Below are 23,444 nucleotides of genomic sequence, written 5' to 3'. Positions count from 1 at the left end.
CAATGGTCTTTTCGACTCCGTTCAACGACCGACATGATTTTTTAGACATCATCCAAATTCACAAAACCAAAATCAAAAGCATATGCAAACCATACTCCTCATCATTAACGATGCCCCATACGGAACAGAGAAAGCTTATAACGCCTTAAGAATGGCCATGCGTTTACAACAAGATCATGGCGATAATGTAAAAGTAAATATTTTCTTATTGGCCGATGCCGTATTCTGTGGACTCCCCAATCAGAAGACTCCAAATGGCTTTTATAATATCCAGCGTATGATGAAGTCTGTGGTCAATAATGGAGCTGAGATAAAAAGTTGTGGAGGCTGTTCTGAGGCTCGTGGAATTGACAAACTAGAAACTATAGAAGGAGTCCAACTCAGCAATATGAAAGAATTTGCACAATGGACCGTGGATTGTGATAAAGTATTAACTTTCTAAAAAAAGAGACATGAGAAGAATAACAATATTTATAAGCACCTTAATTTTAATGGTTTTTATTCAATCCTGCGATGAAAAAGAAGATATCAACGGCCAATGGAAGTTGATGCAAGTTGAAACCAATGATGGAATTTTAATCCCTCAAGTAGATTTTCTTGTTCAAGTTGAAGATCGAAAAATCAGTTTCAACCTCGATGTAAACTCATGCTTCACAGAAATAGAAATCAGAAACGATAGTATCATCTATCAGTTTGCAGCTTGTAGCAAAATGTGTTGTGATGGAAATACAGACCCCATTGGTGGATTCCTGAACTATTCAGGAGCTTATTCCTTTATTAATGACACTTTGATTATCACAAATGAAAACAAATATTTCCTGGTAAAAGCAGCTAAAGAATAAAGTAAATCAAGGCTCTATATATATTTGTTTTTATCAAATAATTGCTTCACTTTTGCTCTCAATAATATAAGCACAAAACAATAATATGCGTAATTTACTAATACTTTTAAGCGGTTTCATACTAATATTTACTTCATGTAAAAACTCTCCAATCACTGAGTCTCAAAACACCGCAGAGTCTTTTACCATCGTCTTTTATAATGTAGAAAACTTGTTTGACACCATTGACGCACCAGACAAATGGGATGAGGAATTTACTCCAGGTTCAGAGAAGAATTGGGATACTAAAAAGTATTTCAAGAAATTATCTAACCTGGCGGATGTTTTTGATAGTATTGGAACTAAAGGTTTACCCGCCATTATTGGCCTAGAAGAAGTTGAGAACAGAGCTGTTTTAGAAGATTTAGTAAAACAAGAAAAACTAGCTGAAGCCCATTATGAAATTATACATTACGAATCTCCTGATTTCAGGGGCATTGATAATGCATTGCTTTATAACCCCCAAATTTTCACAGTGCTTCACCAAGAAGCCATTCCAGTAAGTATGCCCGAAGAGATTGCTTATCGTAAGAATCAAAAAATGACTAGCCGAGATATTCTTTATGTGAAAGGATTGATTAATAAGAAAGATACACTTCATGTTTTAGTAAACCACTGGACAAGCATGTATTATGGAGAGGAAGAAACCATACCGCATAGAGCATATTGCGCATCAGTATTACGAGATAAGATCAACTTCATTTTTGCACAAAATAGAGAAGCAAACATTATTGCAGGCGGTGATTTTAATGAAGATAATTTTGGCCCTGCTGTAAACAACGTACTTAAAGCAGATACCGTTTTAAAACAGTTCGAGCTAGGTCAACTATATAGTCTGACCAACTATCTCAATACTGTTAAAGGCAAAGGAACCTATAGTTATAAAGGAGAATGGGGTATTTTAGACCATATCATTGTTAGTGGTAGCCTCCTCCAAACCAATAATTCTCTATTTACTCACAAAGATGCTATTGATGCTTTCGATTCTGATTTGGTATTGAATTATTATAATAATAAATATGGCAAAGGAAATCGCCCGAATCGAACTTATGCTGGCAATAGATATTTTGGTGGCTATAGTGATCATCTAGCAACTTATATTGAATTTAATAGTTTACCTTAGTCAGCTAAATAAAAGTAAGTATAAATGGGAATAAACAGCAAAATATCAGGATTGGTTCTCAAACTTTGGGGATGGAAAGTTAAAGGCAAAAGACCTGATCTAAAAAAATTTGTTTTTATTGCCGCTCCTCACACCTCCAATTGGGATTTTCCTATTGGCCGCTTATCAACTTCAGTAATGGGTATCGATAACAAGGTACTTATGAAGAAATCATGGTTTTTCTTTCCTCTAGGATATATATTTCGTTGGCTAGGTGCCATGCCTATAGATAGAAGCAAATCGGGAACTGTAATAGACCACATCCTTGGATTATTTGAGGAAAATGATGAATTTGTTTTTGCCATCACCCCCGAAGGAACACGTTCTTATGTGGAATTTTGGAAAACGGGGTTCTACACTATTGCATTACGAGCCAATGTACCTTTGGTTTTAGGTTACCTAGATTTTGTAAAGAAAGAAACTGGAGTTGGCCCCACAATATACTTAAGTGGTAATAAAGATGCAGACTTCGAAAAAATCATGCAATTTTACAGAACCATTGGAGCCAAATACCCCGAAAAGTTCAATCAAAACCCAAGTCTAGGACGTTCTTAAATACCTATCTTAGCATAATATTGCCCCTCTCAACTAATACCAGCCGAATTTACAAATCAATTATTTGTAAATCAACCGTATACCCTTCCTTTTAGCCAATTTAGACCTCATATAAATTGCAAAATAATGCCTAAAAAACTAGTCAAGCATCGTAATCATTTTTTACATTTGCGCAAAATCAAAAAAAACTAAACAACAAAAATCATGTTTATATTAATGGTTATCATTTTTGTTCTAGGATATGCAGCAATTGCACTAGAACATCCCTTAAAAATTGATAAAGCGGCTTCGGCTTTATTAATTGGAGTTTTAACATGGACTGTTTATGTTCTTAATGGCCATAGCATTCTTAGTCTAGGTTATAGTACATCTTGGAACGACTTAATCGCTGGTTCACATGGGGCAAGTCACGATACTTTTCATTTCATCAAGCACGAATTGGAACATCACTTAGTTGAGATTGCTGAAATCTTATTTTTCCTTTTAGGCGCAATGACTATTGTTGAGGTTGTTGACCGTCATGGAGGATTCAGAATCATTACTGACAAAATCAAGACATTAAACAAAGTGAAGCTTTTATGGATATTCTCTATCCTTACTTTCTTCATGTCTGCTGCTCTTGATAACTTAACCACAACAATTGTAATGTTGGCCTTAATTAGAAAAATCATGGCTGAGAAAGAAGACAAATGGTTCTTCGCTTCTATGGTTGTATTAGCTTCTAACGCAGGTGGTGCTTGGTCTCCTATTGGTGATGTTACCACCATTATGCTTTGGATTGGTGAGCAAATTACAGCTCAAAGAATTATTATTGACACCATCCTCCCTTCATTTGTAACTATGGTTGTTCCTGTGATCATCATGAGTTTCTTTATGAAAGGTGAAGTAAAAGCTGCAGAAGCTGTAGTAGATGATGAAGATAATGGTGAATCTATCACCTCTGGACAAAGAAATTTCATCTTTGGTTTAGGTGTTGCTTCTTTATTATTTGTTCCTGTTTTCAAAACAGTAACTCACCTTCCTCCTTATATGGGAATGCTATTAGGTTTAGGGAATATGTGGTTGGCAACTGAAATAATCCTTAAGCATAAATCAGCTGCTTTCAAGAAAAAATATAATGTAATTGGAATCATTAAACATGTTGATGTGGCTACAGTATTCTTCTTTATGGGAATCCTTACTGCAGTTGCTTCTTTACAGTCAGCAGGTCACCTTGCTATTTTAGCAGGATATCTAGATACTAACATCCACAATATTTATGGTATTAATTTAGCTATTGGAGTTCTTTCTGCGATTGTAGATAATGTTCCATTGGTAGCTGGTTCTATGGGAATGTATGATGTATTTACTCCGGAGATGGTTCAAGCTGCTGCTGACCAAGCCTATGCTGCTGAATTTATGCAAGATGGTAACTTCTGGAAATTCTTAGCGTTTTGTGCTGGTACAGGTGGATCAATATTAATTATTGGTTCTGCTGCTGGTGTAGCTGCCATGGGAATTGAAAAAATTGACTTTATCTGGTATTTCAAAAAGATTAGTATTCTTGCTTTCATTGGATATTTATCAGGTGCTTTCACCTATTGGTTAATGTTCGCATAATAAAATCAATATATATTATTGAGGCTCTCTTATTATAAGGGAGCCTTTTTTTTGTGCTAAAAACTAAAAGTTAACAGTTAAAAACTAATAGTTTGTAGGCTGTTTTCGTGAGAGGAAATACAATTTAAAATCAAGTTAATTGCGAACAATATCTCCTAACGAGTCATGTTTAACTATTAATTGTTACTTTTCACTATTCACTGTTTCTATTAACTTAATCTCTTTAGAATTCAAGGAAAAAATAATCCTTTACACTTCGAAAGGGATCAAAGCCCCAAAGGGGATTGAGGCCCTGATATCCGGAAAATAAACCAAGGACGCTATCCCCTCATTCTTCTGGGCTACCATCCTTTACATTACCCTAAGGAATCAAAGTCTTAAGTATAGTGAGAGGATTAACAGGGTAATTTAAATTTAGATGCTGATTCTAGAAAAAAATAAAAAAGGATGCTATCCCATTTTACTTCAGGGATAACATCCTCTATATCTTACTAGTAACCAAAAACAAATCATTGTTAACTTTTCACTATTAACTGTTAGTTCTTAACTATTAACTATCTTCTTTTATTTCCAAACTTCACCATTCAAAATCACTCTATCTACTTTGTTATCGCCAAAAGAATAGGGCATATACTCATAGCTAGGAATTTCCTTTGTGATAAAGAAGCTGGCTCGTTTACCTCTACAAATACTTCCCATCTCTTTGCTTAAATCCATGGCATAAGCGGTATTGATGGTTGTTGCATTAATAACCTCCTCTGGTGTCATTCTATAAAGAATAGATCCCATGGCCATAATCAATTGCATATTTCCAGAAGGAGCAGAACCTGGATTAAAATCAGAAGCCAAAGCAACTGGCAAACCAGCATCCATCATTTCTCTAGCAGGAGCATAAGCCATATTTAAAAAGAAGGCAGCACCTGGTAAAATAGTAGGCATGGTTTTCGAAGCTAAAAGGCTAGCGATTTCGTCTTTACCTGTAAACTCTAAATGGTCAACAGAAAGGGCTTTATGTTTCACTCCAACTTGAATACCACCAGAATAATCTAATTCATTGGCATGAATTTTTGGCTTTAAGCCATACTTAGCAGCAGCTTCTAAAATTCTATCGGTATCTTCAACAGTGAAAAATCCTTTGTCACAAAAGACATCAATATAATCAGCTAAATTTTCTTCGGCTACTTTTGGAAGCATCTCGTTAATAACAATATCTACATATTTTTCTTGCTGTCCTTTATACTCTAATGGAATAGAATGAGCACCCAAGAAAGTGGATTTTATTTGTAAAGGAGATAATTCTTTAAGTCTTTTAATGACTCTCAACATTTTCAACTCCGATTCAGTGTTTAATCCATAGCCTGACTTAATTTCAACGGCAGCAGTTCCATATTCTGCAATGGTATTAAGTCTTACCAAAGCTTGTTCCAGTAGAAATTCCTCACTGGCCTCAGCCATCTTTTTAGCTGAATTTAAAATCCCTCCTCCTCTTTCTGCTATTTCTTCATAGGACAATCCTTTTATCTTGTCTATATACTCTATCTCTCTATTGGCAGCATAAACCAAATGGGTATGGCTGTCTACAAAACCAGGAAACACCATTCTTCCATTGGCATTAATTTCCTCGTCAGCACTAATATCAGTAGGGATATCATCCATGCTACCAAAATCTGCAATTCTATCGCCTTCAGTTAAAAGCCAAGCATTTTTAATGGTTTTTATTTTGCTCATATCAGCCCCAGCCACCCAGCTTTGAGGAGTTTCTTCTACTTGAACCAATTCTTTGATATTGCGGATAAGGATAGACATTTTATTGTATGTTTTTGTGAATTGCAAAATTAAGAAATATATATCTATGCTTGGAGGTCTTTGTCTTCCATATTTTACTGAAATTTTGAAAGTAGTACTTGAAGTGCCTAGAGTTCGTAGAGTGCCTAAAGTACTTAGAGTGATAAGGGTATTTAATATGGATAGTTCAAAGGCTAAGTAATCATTAGCCATGTAATTATTCATTTTCTAAAAGTCACCCAGTACCCAGTACCCAATACCCAGTACCCAGTACCCAGTACCCAGCACCCGTCATCTATTCCTTAATTAACACTCTTTAAGTATTTTAGGTGTTTCCACCTAGGGGAGCCTACCAGATGAACAGGTTATCTAACTGACTATATTTTAATGTTTTAGATAGCATCTTTGTCATATCTTCTTTTGGAGAGAAGATTAAGAATTAGGAGCTACCTTTTCCTCATAATTTTGATGATAAATAAGCAACTCAAATAACTTTAATTACTAAAAGTGCTCCTATTTCTTTTTTCCTTTTACATTTCCTCAAACAGCTTTTTTTCTTTACTTTGCCAAGGATTAGCAAGCGGCATTATTTGTGATTATTATTCATATCATAAAAGCCTCTATGCTTCTGTTCATAGGTGTTATGAACATAAACACTCTTTTAAATTCAAGAAAAAATGGCACAAGATCCTTCAGAAGACAAGAAGATTATATTCTCAATGGAAGGGGTTTCCAAGAAATTTGGCCCCAGCAAGCAAGTATTAAAAAACATTTACCTTTCTTTTTATTATGGAGCTAAGATTGGTGTCATCGGACTCAATGGTTCCGGAAAATCCTCACTCCTCAATATTATCTCAGGTAAAGATCAAGCTTTTGATGGTCATGTAGTATTCTCTCCTGGGTTTTCAGTAGGAATGTTAGATCAAGAACCTCATCTAGATGAAACCAAAACGGTAAAAGAAATCGTAGAGGAGGGTGTTCAGGAAGTAGTGAACGTATTGAAAGAATACGAAGAAGTGAACAATAAGTTTGCTGAGCCCATGTCGGATGACGAGATGAATAAGTTAATTGAGCTTCAAGGCGAATTAACAGAAAAACTTGATCATTTGGATGCATGGGAACTCGATAGCAAATTAGAACGTGCAATGGATGCACTCCGCTGTCCTCCAAGCGAAACACCAGTTCCGCATTTAAGTGGAGGAGAAAGACGTAGAGTAGCCCTTTGTCGCCTTCTATTACAAGAACCAGATGTATTATTACTCGATGAGCCTACCAACCACTTGGATGCTGAATCTATTCAGTGGTTAGAGATATTCCTTCAGCAATACAAAGGAACGGTAATCGCAGTAACTCACGATAGATATTTCCTCGATAACGCCGCAGGATGGATTTTAGAACTCGACCGTGGCGAAGGAATTCCTTGGAAAGGAAATTATAGCAGCTGGCTAGATCAAAAATCGAAAAGATTAGCACAAGAAGAAAAAACAGCCAGTAAAAGAAGAAAAACTCTAGAGCGAGAGCTGGAATGGGTAAAAATGGCTCCCAAAGCTCGTCATGCCAAATCTAAAGCTCGTTTGAACGCGTACGAATCCTTATTGAGTGAAGATGTGAAAGAAACTGACGAGAAGTTAGAAATTTTTATTCCTAATGGACCTCGTTTGGGATCTCAGGTAATTGAAGCCGTGAATGTTTCTAAAGGCTTTGATGAGAAATTGCTTTATGAAGATTTAAACTTTGTGCTTCCTCCAAATGGTATTGTTGGAATTATTGGTCCTAATGGTGCTGGTAAAACCACTTTATTCCGTTTGATTATGGAAATGGACAAAGCCGATAAAGGTGACTTTATTGTTGGGCCAACCGTAAAAGTAGGATATGTGGATCAAGCTCATGCTGATATTGACCCAGAGAAAACAGTGTGGGAAGTGATTACTGAAGGAAATGAAAACATTCAACTTGGAAATCGTACCATGAACTCCAGAGCTTATGTTTCTCGTTTTAATTTTAGTGGGGGCGACCAGCAAAAGAAGGCAGGAGTGCTTTCAGGTGGAGAAAGAAACCGTATGCATTTAGCCTTAACACTAAAGCAAGAAGCCAATGTTTTGCTGCTGGATGAGCCTACCAACGATATTGATGTCAATACACTAAGAGCTCTTGAAGAAGGTTTAGAAAGTTTTGCAGGCTGTGCGGTCATCATCTCTCACGATAGATGGTTCCTAGATAGAGTTGCTACTCATATTTTAGCTTTTGAAGGTGATAGTCAAGTCTATTGGTTCGAAGGTTCCTATTCTGAATACGAAGCCAACCGTAAGAAGCGTTTAGGTGATGAAGGGCCAAAACGTATCAAATTCAAGAAACTAAAAGCAGATTAATACAAACACAATCCATTAATCAAAACGAATAAATCATGAATCAACAAAGCAAAACAGGGCCATTAATTATTATAGGTTCCTTATTTTTTATTTTGGGTTTCATTACCTGGCTTAATGGAATATTAATCCCATATTTAAAAACAGCTTGTGAGCTAACTGATTTTCAGGCATTATTTGTAGCATTTGCATTTTACATTAGCTATACGGTGATGGCTTTACCTGCTTCATGGATACTTAAAAAAACTGGTTTTAAGAACGGAATGTCTATTGGTCTTTGGGTGATGGCTGTTGGAGCTTTGGTATTTATCCCTGCTGCTGCTACTCGTATATACTCCTTCTTCCTTGTTGGGCTTTTTATACTTGGAACTGGGATGTCTATTTTACAAACAGCAGTAAATCCATACATTACCATCCTCGGACCTATTGAGTCTGCCGCTAAAAGAATCAGTATGATGGGAATAGCCAACAAACTTGCAGGAGCAATAGCTCCACTAGTATTGGCTTATTTCGTAGTTCAACAAGGCGATGATGAAGCCATTAAAAACTTGGTCAATTTAAGTGCAGAAGATAAATCGATTTTCTTAGATGGCTTAGCCGCAAGAGTAGTGAATCCATATATCGTCATGGCTATAGTACTTTTTATAGTTGGTTTAGGTTTGAAATTCTCTAATCTTCCAGAAGTAGATTCAGAAGGAAATGATGACATCAATGATTCTACACAAGAAGATAAATCAAGTGTATTTGCTTATCCATATTTAGTTTTAGGCGTATTTACTTTATTCTTTTATGTAGGGGCAGAAGTTATTGCAGGTGATACCATCATTCAGTATGGTAAGTCACTGGGAATATCCATGGAATCTGCTAAAATGTTCACCACCTACACCATGGTTTCCATGCTAGTGGGTTATGTTTTGGGGATTTTATTTATTCCAAAATACATCTCTCAGCATAGAGCTTTACAAGCATCCGCAGTCTTAGGAATTGTATTTACAACTGTGGCTCTATTCACCGATGGTTTTGTTTCGGTACTCTTTATTGCCCTATTAGGATTTGCCAATGCTTTGGTATGGCCAGCCATTTGGCCTCTTGCTATTAAAGGATTAGGAAGGCATATTAAAACAGGTTCTGCCATGTTGATTATGGCCATTTCTGGAGGAGCGATTCTACCATTAGCCTGGGGTAAGATGAGCGATTTATATGGTAGTCAAACAGCCTATTTCGTTATGATACCTTGCTATTTGGTTATCTTGTTTTTCTCTACTTATGGGTATAAGATTAAGAAGTGGTAGTTAAAGAAGACCGAAGTTGGAAGCTTGAAGCTTGAAGCTTGAAGCAAATACGCTAAGCCATATCAATTCTTAAATAGAAAATACAGAGGAGTCCTTGAATAAAGGGCTCCTTTTTATTTAGGTCATATTTCCTGATTAAAAAAATCCATTGGATATTATTCATCTATTCAACTCAAATAAAATGAGAAATGTTATTTCAATATTATTCATCTACTACAGATTGATAATCTGAATATTACAGAATTTTTTGAAAATATTAAAACAGTAGACTTTTTTACTTTTGTCCTTATAAACGCAAACCAATAGGAATATGATAGGAGAAGCCACAGTTATGGCATCAAACATAACGGATAGAGGTTCTTTTACATCCAAATCAAAAATGTTCGGTAGTTTAGGTTCCGAAATTGAATTGGAAATTTCTGTAAACCACGTTAAACACAATAGTATATAAATGCCTCATTCACTCTTAAAACCATCAAAGAAAATCAATCGCTAATCAAAAATCAAAAACTATGAAATTGAAAACCTTAATTCTGTGTTTCTTAATTGGAGCAATGGGTTTATTAAGTACTGTAAGCAGTGCTGCAATGGTAACAAATCCTCAAAATGAAATAGAAAAGGTAAGTGAAGACCTTGAAAACACCGTGAAAGAAAGCAAAAGTGAACAAGCACGAGAAAAAACTACAGACTGGTTTTCACTTGTTATTGCTATTGCCTATTTTCTGGGAGTTTTCATTCTACTTCCACTAGTGATTTATACCAATATGAATGAAAAAATCTTTATTGCTACTGAAAGCCATAAAATAGAGCTTGTTGATGGTCTGGACGAGAAGCAATGCAACGAAAAAGCAGTTGAAATATTAGAAGGGATAGAGGCTCAGATGAGCAATATTACCGATGATGAAGGTAACGAATTCGTCACAATTACCAGTGGGAAACAAGCTGTTCATACTAAGATGGGTCTTGACTATATTAATAAAAGATTAGATCCTAGTGATGAAGATATAAAAAACAGGGTTACTGAATTTACAGAAGTCTATAATGATAGAACTAAACGTGTTTTTACCGGATCGAAGTGGATCATAGGATGTGCAATTGGTATTGTCGTTTTATTAGGCATTATAGATATAAGCTTAATATTCAGCTTCTTTATCCTATTACACCTTTTAGGATTAGTTTTCTATTATTTATCTAGTAAAACGCCTCTTTATGCATTAGAAAAAAGATTAAAAACTTTCGGCACTTTAAAACTAGGTGTTGTTGGTGGAATATTAACTGGATTATTTGCTGGTTTTGCGGCAAAAGAATATGTAAGTATCAATGGTGGATCATGGCAACGAGATTATGAAGGAGAATTCAATTCTTCCATGGTTTTAGTTTTAATAATTGCAGTTGTTGCTATGTTTATAGCCTTTATGGTTGCCCTTTTCGGCATCATAAATTTCCTCATTAACTATTCTACTTCATTTCTTTCTCCATTGAAGAAAGAAGATAAATGGTATGCAGAAAAATATGCTTAAAACTGATATCTAAATGTGAAAATATGGAGGAGCCTTTTTAAACAAGGGCTCCTTTTTCAGTTCAACTCCGCTCTATTTAGAGTCTGTCGATAAAGTCGAATGTATATACTATAAAGTTCAAATTACTCACAAATAGTATAATATATTTTGTGTTCGTGAGCTCCGTTCAATCGGTTCTAGGCGTGTGAAAAATTCAAACCGTAGAATACTGGTGTAATTGAGGATTTGGATTTTGAGCAACAACGATGATGCTGGGCTTTATAGACGAGCACTATTTAGGAGCATTCCTAACCAAATAGAAAGCAATAAAAGAGAAAACTATATTGGGAATCCAAGCAGCCAAAATGGGAGATAATCCTCCATATACTGCAAAAACAGTAGCAAACTGCATGAAGAGTATGTATATAAAGGTCAAGGCAATACCTAAACCCAAATGCATTCCCATTCCTCCTCTTACTTTTCTAGATGATAGCGAAACCCCAATTAAAGTCAGAATAAGTGCAGCAAATGGATAAGCCGTTCGCTTTTGCTGTTCTACTTCGTATTGAATGACATTTCCGGCGCCTTTCATCTTTTGATCTTTGATAAACTTATTGATTTCAAAAAAGTCCATCACTTCATAATCCTCTTTAATCAGAATTAAATCTTTGGGTATCAAAGCCAAGGTGGTATCCATTTCGGAGCCTTTTGTTAACACCTCCTTCAAGCCATCTATCTCTCTAATATAAAAGTCCTTGATTTTCCAATTGTTATTTACTGTATCATAAATAGCTTTTCCACTATTGAGCTTATATATCAAGCTTCCGTCATCATCAAATTGCTCCAAAGAAAATTTCATAGCAGACAGTGTTCTTTCATCGTAGCGCTCCACATAAACAAAGTTATTCCGGGAAATCTGAAAATGAATATTTTGTCCCCTATCCATCTTCAAGTTAGAAATATACTTCTGCTTAAACTCTCGCATCTTAACATTGGTGTGAGGAATTACAAAATTACCCAACACAAAAGACATGAGTGCTAAAAAAGTAGCGGCAATCATATAGGGTCTCAGTAATCGTCTAAAACTAACCCCACTACTGAGGATGGCAATAATTTCGGTATTGGTTGCCAATTTGGAAGTAAAGAAGATAACGGAGATAAAAACAAAGAGGTAACTAAAAAGATTGATAAAGTATGGGAGAAAATTTAAGTAATACGAGAAAATAATCTCATATAATGGAGCTTTATTCTCCAACAAATCCTGAATCTTTTCCGATAAATCAAAAACAATAATCACCCCTGCCAAAAGTGTAATGGCATAGAAAAAAGTTCCTAAAAACTTCTTGATGATATATCTATCAATCTTTTTGAGCATATATTATAGTCTATTCTGTAATTTTGGAACCATCATATTTTTCCATGAGGCAAAATCACCTGCTAAGATATGCTTTCTAGCTTCGCCTACCAACCATAAATAAAAACGAAGATTATGCAGACTTGCAGCCATAGGACCTAGAGTTTCTTTGGCCACAAATAGATGACGGATATAGGCTTTGGAATAAATACTGTCTACAAAAGAGAATCCATTTGGATCGATAGGGCTAAAATCTTTTTCCCATTTCTTATTTTTAATATTGATGATTCCTTCACTGGTAAACAACATTCCATTTCTTCCATTACGAGTAGGCATCACACAATCAAACATATCTATTCCTAAAGCAATTCCCTCTAAAATATTCACTGGTGTTCCTACACCCATTAAATAACGTGGCTTATCTTTTGGTAAGATATCACAAACCTCTTCAGCCATTTCATACATCATCTCAGCTGGCTCACCAACGGATAATCCACCAATTGCATTTCCTTCGGCTCCTACATTAGCAATATACTCTGCCGACCGTTTCCTCAAATCACTATAAGTACTTCCTTGCACAATAGGGAATAAGGCTTGTTTATGCCCATACTTTCCTTCTGTATTTTTGAATTGATTCACACACCTGTCCAACCAACGGTGGGTCATTTCCATAGAATTCTTAGCATACTCATAGTCACATGGATAAGGCGTACACTCATCAAAAGCCATCATGATATCTGCACCAATACTTCTTTCGATATCCATTACACGCTCTGGAGTAAACATGTGTCTTGAACCATCTATATGAGATTGAAAAAGAACACCCTCCTCAGTCAACTTACGAGTACCAGCTAAACTATAAACTTGATATCCACCACTATCTGTCAATATTGGTCTATCCCAACCATTGAATTTATGCAATCCTCCGGCTGCTTCCATTATTTCCATACCAGGACGAAGATAAAGGTGATAAGTATTCCCTAATATGATTTGGGCATTGGTATCTTCCTTTACATCACGTATATGCACTGCTTTTACCGCACCAGCAGTACCGACAGGCATAAAGATAGGAGTTTGTATTTTTCCATGATCGGTTGTAATCTCACCCGCTCTTGCTTTACTTTTATCGTCTAATTTATCAATCCGAAAATCCATGCTATTCTAGTTTTTTGCAAAGATAGAAAATGCCTTATTGTCTGCTATTTTTGTAAGTTATTAATTGTTAAGGAATTCAAGAAAAAGCGCTCCTTTCATGCATTCATTTTTATCAACAAATGGTCTTTAGTAAATAAGCAAGGGCCGAAAAAATACAGTCCATGCCTTTTGTACTTTCGTTTCTTGTAAATAAAGCATAAATGATCAATTTCTACGATATAAACATTATTATTTTCGGTGTTTTTGCATTGGCCTTTTTGATACAGATGATCTATATCTGGTTCATTTTTGGGCGTTTGGCTTTTTATAAACCAAACATAGATAAGCGAATTGAAAAACCTGTTTCGGTGGTTATTACTGCTAGAGATGATTATTTCTTTCTACAAAAACATCTACCCAGTATTTTAACACAAGACTATCCTGAATATGAAGTAGTAGTGGTAAATGACCGCTCCGATGATGAAACCATGGCCTTACTAGACAGATTGAATAATCAGTATGACCATTTGAAAGTGGTGAATATGAATCATAGTGTGAGTTTTTACCCTGGCAAGAAATTCCCACTTTCTATTGGAATCAAATCGGCCAAACATGAAATATTACTTCTAACCGATTCCGACTGTCAAGTAAATAGCAAAGACTGGATAAGGAATATGCAAATGGGATTTGATGAACAAACTCAAATCATTTTAGGATATGGTCCTTACCAACCCAAAAAAGGAATTCTTAATTCACTTATCAGATATTATAGTTATTTCACAGCCTTACAATATCTTTCCTTTGCTTTAGCAAAGATGCCATATATGGGTGTAGGTAGAAATTTGGCATATACAAAATCCCTTTTTTTTAAGAATAATGGATTTATCTCACATTATAGGGTCGCTTCTGGTGACGATGATTTATTCGTGAACGAAACTGCAAAAAAGAATAATGTAAAAATTTGTATTAATCCAGATAGCTTCACCTACAGTGTACCTAAAACGACTTTTGGTCAATGGATCAAACAAAAGAAAAGACATTTGTCAGCGGGTAAATTATACAAAAAAAGACATCAATTTGTATTGAGTTTATACCCATTCAGCTTGCTCTTATTCTATTCTCTATTTGCTTTCCAGATGTATACTGGATTCCTATTTTACTATGTATTAGGCATTTTGGCTGTTCGTTTAATCAGTTTCATGGTGATTCAGAAAACTAGTATGAATAAGCTCAACGAAAAGAAATTATTTTTAACTTCGCCAATATTAGAACTGTTTATCTTTTTACTCAATAGTTTATTGGTAATGAGTAACACCATCTACACTAAAAACAAATGGAAGTAAACAATAAGCTGACTCATAAAGCTCAACGAGACTACGAATTAGTTTTAAAGGCCCTAAAAGGTAATCAAGATGCTTATGCAGAATTGATGAAAAATTATAGGGATAGCCTTTACTTCATGCTCCTAAAAATGACTAATAATGCCACCGATGCTGAAGATTTAACCATTGAAGCCTTTGGAAAAGCATTTAAAAATATCAAATCCTATTCACCCAAATATGCTTTTAGCACCTGGCTTTTTAAAATAGCAACCAATAATGCTATTGATTTTATTAGAAAGAAAAAGCAACACACACTAAGCATCGACAAACCATACTCCAATAGTGAGGAAGGGCCTGATATGTCACAAAATATTGAATCTGGAGGATTAGACCCAGAGGAAGCTTTCATTAGACAGCAAAAAATTCAGTTGATGAGAGGAATAGTAGACAAGTTGAAGCCGCACTATAAAACACTTGTTGAACTCAGGTATTTCAAAGAATATTCCTATGAAGAAATTGCTGAAGAACTAGAGCTCCCATTAGGAACAGTTAAAGCCCAATTGTTTAGAGCTCGTGAGTTTCTCTATAATGTTTTGAAAGAATCTAAAGACAAAATTTAGAACCAAATTTCACGAATTATCCTAATATTCCTTTTTCATTTTTTTTAATATTAATTGAAAATATTTGATTTTCTTTGTATAAACAAGTATCTTTAAAATTATAAAACGATTTAAAATATCCATTATGAATAAACTTTTCCCTTTACTTATCATACTTGCATTGGCTCTCACCTCTTGTAATACTGTAAAAACTACCGTTGACTATGATCCGCAAGCTGATTTTAGCGTATACAAAACATTTTCTTATGTACCATGGAACAAACAAAGTGATGAGATTTTAAGTGAGCGCGATAAAAAAAGATTTAGAGCTGCTTGCACAGCTCAATTAGAAAAAATAGGTTATGTAAAAGGTGAAGGAAAAACAGATTTAGTCGTCAATCTATTTTTAATAATTGATGAAAAAACTGGAACTGCTACTTTTAATGACTTCTACTCTTCTGGTGGCCCAACTGTAGGATATTATTATGGCCCTTGGGGATATAATAGCCCAGGTGGAGTTTCTGTTGTTGGAACCATGCATAGTTACGATTATGAAGAAGGAACATTAATAGTTGACCTTTTGGATGTGAAGAAAAAACAATTGGCTTGGCAAGGTATTGCTAAAAAGACTTTAAAGTCTCATAAAAAAGGTGACGGTGAGGCCATAAATGTAGTTATGGAAAAACTTTTTAAAGGTTTCCCCCTTCAAGCCTCAAAATAAACCCAATGGAACTCAGCGAAAGACCACGTGTATTAATAGTTGATGATGACAAGCAAAACCTTTTAGTAACTGCTGAAGCACTCAAACATCTAGGAGCTGATATTGATATCACAACCAAAGCAAAAGAAGCCATTTACTGGATTAATAGTAAAAATTATGCACTATTGATTTTTGATGTACAAATGCCTGAAATGGATGGTTTTCAGTTGGCAGAAATAATACAAAGTGGCTATCGAAATAGCAAAACCCCAATCATCTTTATCAGTGGGGTATACTTTGATGAGTTCAGTATTTTCAAAGGATACAGGAAGGGTGGTGTAGACTATATGACAAAACCACTTAATATGGAAATCCTTCAATCTAAAGTCCTTATATTTTTAGAGATTGAACAATCTCGACGAGATCTGGAAATAGAGAAGACTAAATCCTTAAAAGCCCTAGAAGATAAGATCCTTGCTGTTGGAACGGTAAGTCATGAAATACGAAATCCGCTTGGCGTCATAGCTAGTATTGCAGACTTAATGCGTGACGATATTAAAGATCCTGAACTATTAACCTACCTGAATATACTAAGTTCCTCCACCGATCACATGTCCCGTTTGCTGAATGACTTAGTTGATTATTCAAAAATAGAAATGGGCCAGATAGAACTTGACCGCTCTCATTTTAATCTGAAGAAAGAGCTGGAACTAATGATCAAGTCTTTCGAACTTCAGAATACAGGAAATAAAAATAGTTTCTTTTTAAATATTGACGATAATATCCCAGTGCAATTATCTGGGGATATTACACGCTATAAGCAAATTCTATATAATTTAGTTGGGAATGCTAACAAGTTCACCAAAGGCGGTGAGGTTAAACTTAATGTCATCATTGAGAATAAAAGCGAAAACCATTTATTCATAAGCACTCAGGTTTGCGATAACGGAATTGGAATGAATGAGGAAGAGCAAAAAGACATTTTTAAACCATTCTCACAAAGCAACCAAACTATCACTAGAAGGTTTGGTGGCAGTGGCCTAGGCTTGAGCATTTCGAAAAGATTAAGCCAAATTATGGGTGGTGATATCGAGTTAAAAAGCGAAAAAGGAGTGGGTTCTTGTTTTACTTTTACTACTCGTTTCCGTCTCTGCAAATAGTATCCAAAGCCGTTTGTCTAGAATTAAACACCTAATTATCAAACCCTTAAACACTAGGCTAATTTTTAAAGCTCCTCTATCTTTCTATAAAATACCATGGTTTATTATATTTTCCGATTGTATTATTACCTATTTTTTCTTATATTTGGTAGTGAACAATCTTTTAAAACTATGGAAAACCAGATTAATTTAGGCGAATTAAATATCCCTATCGACCAGCTGACCGGCAAACCTTGCCCTGTCTTTATTAATGATGCCCAACACGCTATCTATTGGCTTGGAATACCAGAGGATACAGCATTTAGATGTAACACCTATCTCATAGTAAGCGGTGAAGAAGCTATTCTATTCGATCCTGGGAGCAGAGCCTATTTTGATTTTGTGAGAAAAAGAGTAGAAGAAGTTATTCCTTTAGAACAGCTCAAAGGTATTGTATTATGTCATCAAGATCCTGATGTGGCTGGCTCCATGGTTGACTGGCTAACTCTAATACCAGAACTAAAAATAATCACCTCCGACCGCACTCAAGTTTTAATACCTCATTATGGGGTTGAAGATTACCAATTCTATAGTATTGGTGAAGATAATGATTTCAAATATCAATTTTCAAATGGTAGAATTTTAGAGTTTATTGAGGCTCCATTTTTACATTTCCCTGGTGCCTTTACCACCTTAGACCGAGAGAGCCATTTTTTGTTGAGTGGTGATATTTGGGCGGCTCTAGATATCAATTGGAATCTGGTAGTTGATGATTTTGAAGACCATCAAATGAAATTAGATTTATTCCATTTGGATTATATGGCCTCTAATGTAGCAGCAAAAGGCTTTGCCTTGAAAATTCAAGACCAAAAAATAAATTGCATTTTACCACAACATGGAAGTATTATCCCAAAAGAATACGTAATTGATGCCATTAAATATTTAGAAGATTTAAAATGTGGATTAGATATTGTATATCCCGAACTCAGTCATTAGAATTATGGAAACAGCCGACGAATTTCAAAAGAGAATAAAAAGCCTTGAAAAAGAAAACGCTTTTCTCAAGCAAGCCATGAAACAATGGAAAACCATTGAAAAGTTATACAAAACTTCAGCTGGCAAACTAAAAGAGAGTGAAAAGCGAATTCGTAATATTATTGAGAATACTCCTATTGGAATGTCAGTCTCAGATGAAAATGCTGTATTTGAATATGTAAACCCTGCCTTTTGTGAGCTCATGAATTGTTCTTTATTCGATCTCAAAGGTCAAAATATATGGGGCATTTTCCATAAAAGTGATCTGGAACAAATCCAACAGGATTATTACGATTTATATAGAGGAAAAAATGACATCAGAAGAGATTGGCAATTAATATCAAAAGATAAAGAAGACAAATATGTTTTAGCAGATACCTCCTTATTAACCGGAGAGGATGGCAAACCTAAAATACTTACTTTTATTACCGATATAACTGAACGTAAGAAACTGATGAATGAGTTGGTAGAGGCCAAAGAGAAAGCCATTTTAGCCAATAAAACTAAAAGTGCTTTTCTGGCCAATATGAGTCATGAAATCAGAACACCCATGAATGGTATTATGGGAATGACAGAAATATTAAAGCAAACTACACTCGACAAGGAGCAGGTTGAATATTTAGATGTTATTAATACTTCAGCTAATAATCTATTAAGTATCATTAATGATATTCTAGATTTCTCGAAAATAGAAGCCGGGAAAATTGAATTAGAACAAACCCCAATTAATATCGATGAGGTAGTCAGTGAAATTGCCGATTTATTGGTGTTTAAAGCAGACCATAAAAAGATAGAGCTCATCACTTATACCAAAATAGATGTGAAACATCAATTATTAGGGGATCCCGTTCGTTTAAAACAAATCATGATCAACTTTGCCAATAATGCCATTAAATTTACTCCAGAAGGTGGCGAAGTATTAATTTCTGCAGAGGTAATAGAAGTGATTTATGATGAAGTGGAAATCCTCTTTAAAATCCAAGATACAGGTGTTGGTATTTCAAAGGAAGGAATGAATAAACTATTCAAACCATTTAGCCAGGTAGACGCCTCTACCACACGAAAGTTTGGAGGGACTGGCCTTGGATTGATTATTGCAAAAAGACTCGCAAATCAAATGAAAGGCGATGTGTCAGTTGAAAGTGAAGTAGGAGAAGGTTCTACCTTTAGCTTTACCGCTAAGTTGAAAATGGACATGAATAAGACCTATCAAGAACCAGAAATAGAACTGGCCGGTTTAAAAGCACTTATTCTAGATGATAATGCTACCAATGTAAAAATCTTAGAGAAGTATCTAGGTTTCTGGGGATGCAAGAGCGACTCCGCATATCCTGCCTATGAAGCCTTTAAACTTTTAGAGGAGTCTTATGATAATCATCAACCCTACGATTTTGTACTTTCAGACTATATGATGCCAGATATAGATGGTTTTGGATTTGCAAAAATGGTAAGAAAGAGTCCAAAAACTAAAAATGCAGTGATGGTACTCTTATCATCTATGACACAACTTAGCTTGAAAAAGGAATTCCAGACAGCAGGATTTCAGGCTTATCTCTATAAGCCCATTAAACTCGAGCAACTCAAGAGGACATTAATGCATGTATTATTTAGCGAGGAATTGGTAGAGCAAAAAGAAAAAAATACTAGTCAGGATAAATATAAAATTCCTCCTCTAAAAATCTTATTGGCGGAGGATAATTTAATTAATCAGAAAGTTGCCATCACTGTACTTCAGAAATTAGGACACCACGTGGAAATAGCCGAAAATGGCTTACAAGCGGTTCAGAAATTTGAGCAAAACAAGTATCACATCATCCTAATGGATATGCAAATGCCAGAGATGGATGGACTAGAAGCCACTCGAATCATTAGAGAATATGAGAATGAGAAAGGTCTGAAAGCCATTCCAATCATCAGTATGACTGCTAATGCCATGAAAGCAGATATGGACAGAAGCATGGATGCCGGCATGAATGATTTCATTAGCAAACCTTTTAAACAAGAACAGCTTTTAGAAACTTTGAGTAAATTTGTATAGGATAAAAATTGGCAATACAAAACGAGCTAAACAAGCCTTCCTACTCTATAAGAACAGAGTATCACTCCCTCAACAGAACACAAAAGTTAGTGAAAAGCACTTTTTATTTCTCATTATTTTCAAGTGAAATATGTTTATAAAACTATTTTTCTTCTATCGATAATAAAAAGACTTATATCTAGTTTTACCAAATAATGCATCCGCTAAATAAACATATATATTTTATTCTTCTTGTATTCCTGTCATGGAGTTCATGGGCTATTGAAATAGACACTAATTTCAAGTTAAAACCATTAAAATATGACACTAATTATATTGAAAGCAGAAGTGATCATATTCATTTAGCTCCAATTGCTGTAAGTCAGCAAACGGGAATCGATTTAGTAAACACCAAAACAGATTATCGTTATCGTTTTGTTTCAAATACACCTTTGCGCTTTGGATTAGGTTTTGATTACGAATGGCTGGCATTGGAAATAACTTATGCCATCCCCGGACTTGAGCTAAATGACAAAGACAAAGGTGATTCTGAAACATTTGCTATTAAGCTAGGTATCTCCGGTAGAAAGCTTCGTGCCAATGCTTATTACAGAGGGACAAAAGGATTTACTCACCAGAATGTAGAAGGATTATATCCCGACTGGTTCTTAAATGAAGAATACTATCCATACCTTAAGAATTTAAGAAACAGGACATTAAACCTAAGCGTATATTACACATTTAATCATAAAAAATATTCCAATAAAGCGGCACTGCGCCCAATAGAACAGCAATTAAAAAGTGCTGGCTCTCCTGTCATTGGTATTTTGGCCACCATGGAGGGAATATACTCTCCAACACCCATCATTAAAATAGATAGTTTACAAAATTCCTATCTCAATTTTAAAAAAGCTGAATATCTAAAAATAGGGTTGAATGCTGGCTATATGTATACTTTTAGTATTAAGAAGAAATACTATATCCATGCTGCATTAATTCCTGGCTTACTGTATAGTTATGGAGATATACTTTTACATAATGAGAATGAGGTTCGCTTTTCCAATAGTCTAGGAGGCTCTATTTATACTAGAATAACAGCAGGGTATAATGGAAAACGTTTTTATGGAGGAGTGTTCGCTGTAGCCGATATTTATGCCAGTGACCTCTTCGCTGATAGGTACGCAACTACTTCTTATACATATCTTAAAATCTTTGTTGGTTACCGCTTCCCTATTAAAAAAAGGAATTGGATGAAGTATGTGTTTTTAGATTAGCTACTAAGTAACAAATTAATATCTAATTTCAATTATTGATTAGCTAAAAGATAAAGATTGTCATCAGGAATTTAAAGGACTTCCACTCCGAAATTTTACATTAGGAATAGTAAAATTAAATAATCAGATTTTGCCCTTAATTTTGTCTTTCAGTGCACAAGTTCTGAGTTTTTTTTAATGGCTGCTAATCAGCTCACTATGCTCAAAACATTGGTTCCTTTGATTAGTTTAGAGATAAAAGAAAGACATTAGAAACAATTTTACAGAGCACTATTCAAAAAAAAGCGAGCTTTAAATGAATAAAGCTCGCTTCATATTGTTTATTAAAAATTATTGAATAATAATTTTTTGCATTCTTATTTCAGTACCATTATCTAGCTTCAAGAAATATATTCCTGTTACCAAACCATCAAATTTCATAACCGGTTCATGATGATTGGCAATAAATACTTCCCCATTATGTATTTCATTACCAGAAATATCTAATAATTGATATTTATAGCTACCATCAAGTGTTGTAGATAGAACTTTGAATGTTCCATTACTAGGATTAGGGTAAGTCATATCTTTACTGTCAGGTTCTGAAATTGATATTGCAAAATAACTAGTCCAGCTTCCTTCATCGGAAGTAATTTCCAAGGTAAACATGACATCTTTCGCTGGACAATTAGGCGATATTACAAAATCATATGAATAATTACTCCATTCGGTCTCTAGTGCATCAATATCTCCATAATTTTCGTTAATGTCCACTAATTGAATATGTGGATCATCACAAGAAAGTACTGCAGAAACATTATTGGCCATTCCGTTGCCTTCGTTGTAAATTCTCACTGGTAGCTGTACAGATTCTCCAGATTCAGGAATACCATCTCCATCACTTTCATCAGAATCAGTATCATCTATTTCATGATCAAAATAAACAAGTTCTGGCATAAGTAAACTGTTGTCAGGGAAAATTTCAAGAGAGAAGAAGTCTATCCATGTTCCTTCATCTGAATTCATTTCAATAGCAAACTCTACAAAGCGCGCTTGAGTGATACCAGGTGCAATATCGAAGTTGAAATTATAGTCAGACCACTTATCGTTACTAGGGCTTATTGGAGGATAGTATTCGAAATCATCTGTAATTGTAATAGATGGGTCTGTGGTAGAAATAGTAGCAGATACACCATTGGCTTTAGCAACACCAGAATTTAATATTTCTATAGGCATTCTGATGGATTCGCCACCTTCTGGGAGGTCATCATCGTCTTCACCTGCTTGAACATAATAATGAGATTGGTACACTAAATTCGGTAAAGGAGTTTCATTATCAGGATAAATGGTTACGATAAAAGTATCAGTCCAAGTGCCTTCATTAGAAGTAATGTCTAAGGTGAATTCCACATCTCTTTCTTGAGTGATTCCTGTTGCAATATCAAAATTATAATCGTAATCACACCATTCTTCACCATTGATATTCACTTCCCCATAATTTTCAGAATTATCGGTGATAGTGATATCAGGATCTTGAGTAGAAAGGATAGCTTCAGTACCAGTAGCCATTTGGTTTCCAGAATTGAAAAGACTTACTGGCATTCTGATGGTTTCTCCACCTTCAGGAAGGTTGTCATCATCTTCGCCAGCAGGGTCGAAGTTGTGAGCAGCATAAGCCAGCTCTGGCATATATACTATATTGTCAGGATGTATTTCAATGGTGAAAACATCAGTCCAAGTACCTTGGTTAGA

The 23,444-nt window shown here is 35.1% G+C and carries 19 protein-coding genes; 15 read left to right on the top strand and 4 right to left on the bottom strand.

Translation table 11 applies throughout. The annotated features are described in order from the left end of the window. The first annotated feature begins 82 nt into the window (after nt 1-82). The 5 genes from HNS40_RS14040 to nhaD all read left to right on the top strand — a co-directional run bounded on the left by HNS40_RS14040 (nt 83) and on the right by nhaD (nt 4,197). Nucleotides 83-442 (top strand): DsrE/DsrF/TusD sulfur relay family protein, encoded by a 360-nt coding sequence (locus HNS40_RS14040; protein ID WP_172281882.1) that lies wholly within the window; start codon nt 83-85, stop codon nt 440-442. 10 nt (nt 443-452) lie between these two features. Beyond that, nucleotides 453-842, top strand: coding sequence for a hypothetical protein (locus HNS40_RS14035; RefSeq protein ID WP_172281880.1), 390 nt, complete (start codon nt 453-455; stop codon nt 840-842). Nucleotides 843-927: 85 nt separating this feature from the next. Continuing rightward, a complete protein-coding gene (locus tag HNS40_RS14030) occupies nt 928-2,004 on the top strand; it encodes an endonuclease (protein WP_172281879.1) in 1,077 nt (358 codons plus the stop codon). Between the two features lie 24 nt (nt 2,005-2,028). Then, nucleotides 2,029-2,598 carry a 1-acyl-sn-glycerol-3-phosphate acyltransferase gene (locus HNS40_RS14025; RefSeq protein ID WP_172281877.1) on the top strand — a complete coding sequence of 190 codons (570 nt, stop codon included), beginning with the start codon at nt 2,029-2,031 and terminating at the stop codon, nt 2,596-2,598. A 204-nt stretch (nt 2,599-2,802) separates the two neighbouring features. Further along, the gene (gene nhaD / locus HNS40_RS14020) at nt 2,803-4,197 is read left to right on the top strand and encodes a sodium:proton antiporter NhaD (RefSeq protein WP_172281875.1); all 1,395 of its coding nucleotides are present in this window, start codon (nt 2,803-2,805) and stop codon (nt 4,195-4,197) included. A gap of 564 nt (nt 4,198-4,761) precedes the next feature. Here the strand turns inward: nhaD and hutI are convergent. Further along, a complete protein-coding gene (gene hutI, locus HNS40_RS14015; protein ID WP_172281921.1) occupies nt 4,762-6,003 on the bottom strand; it encodes an imidazolonepropionase in 1,242 nt (413 codons plus the stop codon). A 656-nt stretch (nt 6,004-6,659) separates the two neighbouring features. Here hutI and ettA point away from each other — a divergent pair. The 3 genes from ettA to HNS40_RS14000 all read left to right on the top strand — a co-directional run bounded on the left by ettA (nt 6,660) and on the right by HNS40_RS14000 (nt 11,160). Next, complete coding sequence (ettA, locus tag HNS40_RS14010; RefSeq protein ID WP_172281873.1) at nt 6,660-8,351, top strand: energy-dependent translational throttle protein EttA; 1,692 nt, start codon at nt 6,660-6,662, stop codon at nt 8,349-8,351. 35 nt (nt 8,352-8,386) lie between these two features. Next, nucleotides 8,387-9,640: a sugar MFS transporter gene (locus HNS40_RS14005; RefSeq protein ID WP_172281871.1), complete on the top strand. Its 1,254-nt coding sequence runs from the start codon at nt 8,387-8,389 to the stop codon at nt 9,638-9,640. 512 nt (nt 9,641-10,152) lie between these two features. Beyond that, nucleotides 10,153-11,160 (top strand): hypothetical protein, encoded by a 1,008-nt coding sequence (locus HNS40_RS14000; RefSeq protein WP_172281869.1) that lies wholly within the window; start codon nt 10,153-10,155, stop codon nt 11,158-11,160. Between the two features lie 271 nt (nt 11,161-11,431). Here HNS40_RS14000 and HNS40_RS13995 read toward each other — a convergent pair whose 3' ends face one another. Both HNS40_RS13995 and tgt read right to left on the bottom strand, forming a co-directional pair. Beyond that, complete coding sequence (locus tag HNS40_RS13995) at nt 11,432-12,514, bottom strand: LptF/LptG family permease (protein ID WP_172281868.1); 1,083 nt, start codon at nt 12,512-12,514, stop codon at nt 11,432-11,434. Nucleotides 12,515-12,517: 3 nt separating this feature from the next. Next, nucleotides 12,518-13,648, bottom strand: a complete 1,131-nt coding sequence (gene tgt, locus HNS40_RS13990) for a tRNA guanosine(34) transglycosylase Tgt (protein ID WP_172281866.1) — start codon at nt 13,646-13,648, stop codon at nt 12,518-12,520. Between the two features lie 200 nt (nt 13,649-13,848). On the opposite strand from tgt, the gene HNS40_RS13985 reads away from it, so the two are divergent. The 7 genes from HNS40_RS13985 to HNS40_RS13955 all read left to right on the top strand — a co-directional run bounded on the left by HNS40_RS13985 (nt 13,849) and on the right by HNS40_RS13955 (nt 21,713). Beyond that, nucleotides 13,849-14,970 (top strand): glycosyltransferase, encoded by a 1,122-nt coding sequence (locus HNS40_RS13985; protein WP_172281865.1) that lies wholly within the window; start codon nt 13,849-13,851, stop codon nt 14,968-14,970. Next, on the top strand, nt 14,961-15,569 hold the full coding sequence (locus HNS40_RS13980; protein WP_172281863.1) for an RNA polymerase sigma factor: 609 nt from the start codon (nt 14,961-14,963) through the stop codon (nt 15,567-15,569). The genes HNS40_RS13985 and HNS40_RS13980 overlap by 10 nt, the downstream gene beginning before the upstream one ends. 124 nt (nt 15,570-15,693) lie before the next feature. Then, nucleotides 15,694-16,269: a DUF4136 domain-containing protein gene (locus tag HNS40_RS13975; protein WP_172281862.1), complete on the top strand. Its 576-nt coding sequence runs from the start codon at nt 15,694-15,696 to the stop codon at nt 16,267-16,269. A gap of 5 nt (nt 16,270-16,274) precedes the next feature. Beyond that, a complete protein-coding gene (locus tag HNS40_RS13970) occupies nt 16,275-17,408 on the top strand; it encodes a response regulator (RefSeq protein ID WP_172281860.1) in 1,134 nt (377 codons plus the stop codon). Between the two features lie 171 nt (nt 17,409-17,579). After that, nucleotides 17,580-18,383: an MBL fold metallo-hydrolase gene (locus HNS40_RS13965; RefSeq protein WP_172281859.1), complete on the top strand. Its 804-nt coding sequence runs from the start codon at nt 17,580-17,582 to the stop codon at nt 18,381-18,383. A 4-nt stretch (nt 18,384-18,387) separates the two neighbouring features. Then, entirely contained in the window at nt 18,388-20,460 is a 2,073-nt protein-coding gene (locus HNS40_RS13960) for a response regulator (RefSeq protein ID WP_172281857.1), read from the top strand. A 194-nt stretch (nt 20,461-20,654) separates the two neighbouring features. After that, nucleotides 20,655-21,713, top strand: coding sequence for a DUF4421 family protein (locus tag HNS40_RS13955; RefSeq protein ID WP_172281855.1), 1,059 nt, complete (start codon nt 20,655-20,657; stop codon nt 21,711-21,713). Nucleotides 21,714-22,043: 330 nt separating this feature from the next. Here HNS40_RS13955 and HNS40_RS13950 read toward each other — a convergent pair. Next, on the bottom strand, nt 22,044-23,444 hold a 1,401-nt coding region (locus HNS40_RS13950; protein WP_172281853.1), incomplete at its 5' end, for a T9SS type A sorting domain-containing protein.

It is taken from the genome of Lentimicrobium sp. S6 (genome assembly GCF_013166635.1).
In the GTDB taxonomy this organism is placed as follows: domain Bacteria; phylum Bacteroidota; class Bacteroidia; order Bacteroidales; family UBA12170; genus UBA12170.
The sequence above is the reverse complement of the archived record's forward strand: the minus strand, read 5'-3'. Positions and strand labels throughout refer to the sequence as shown.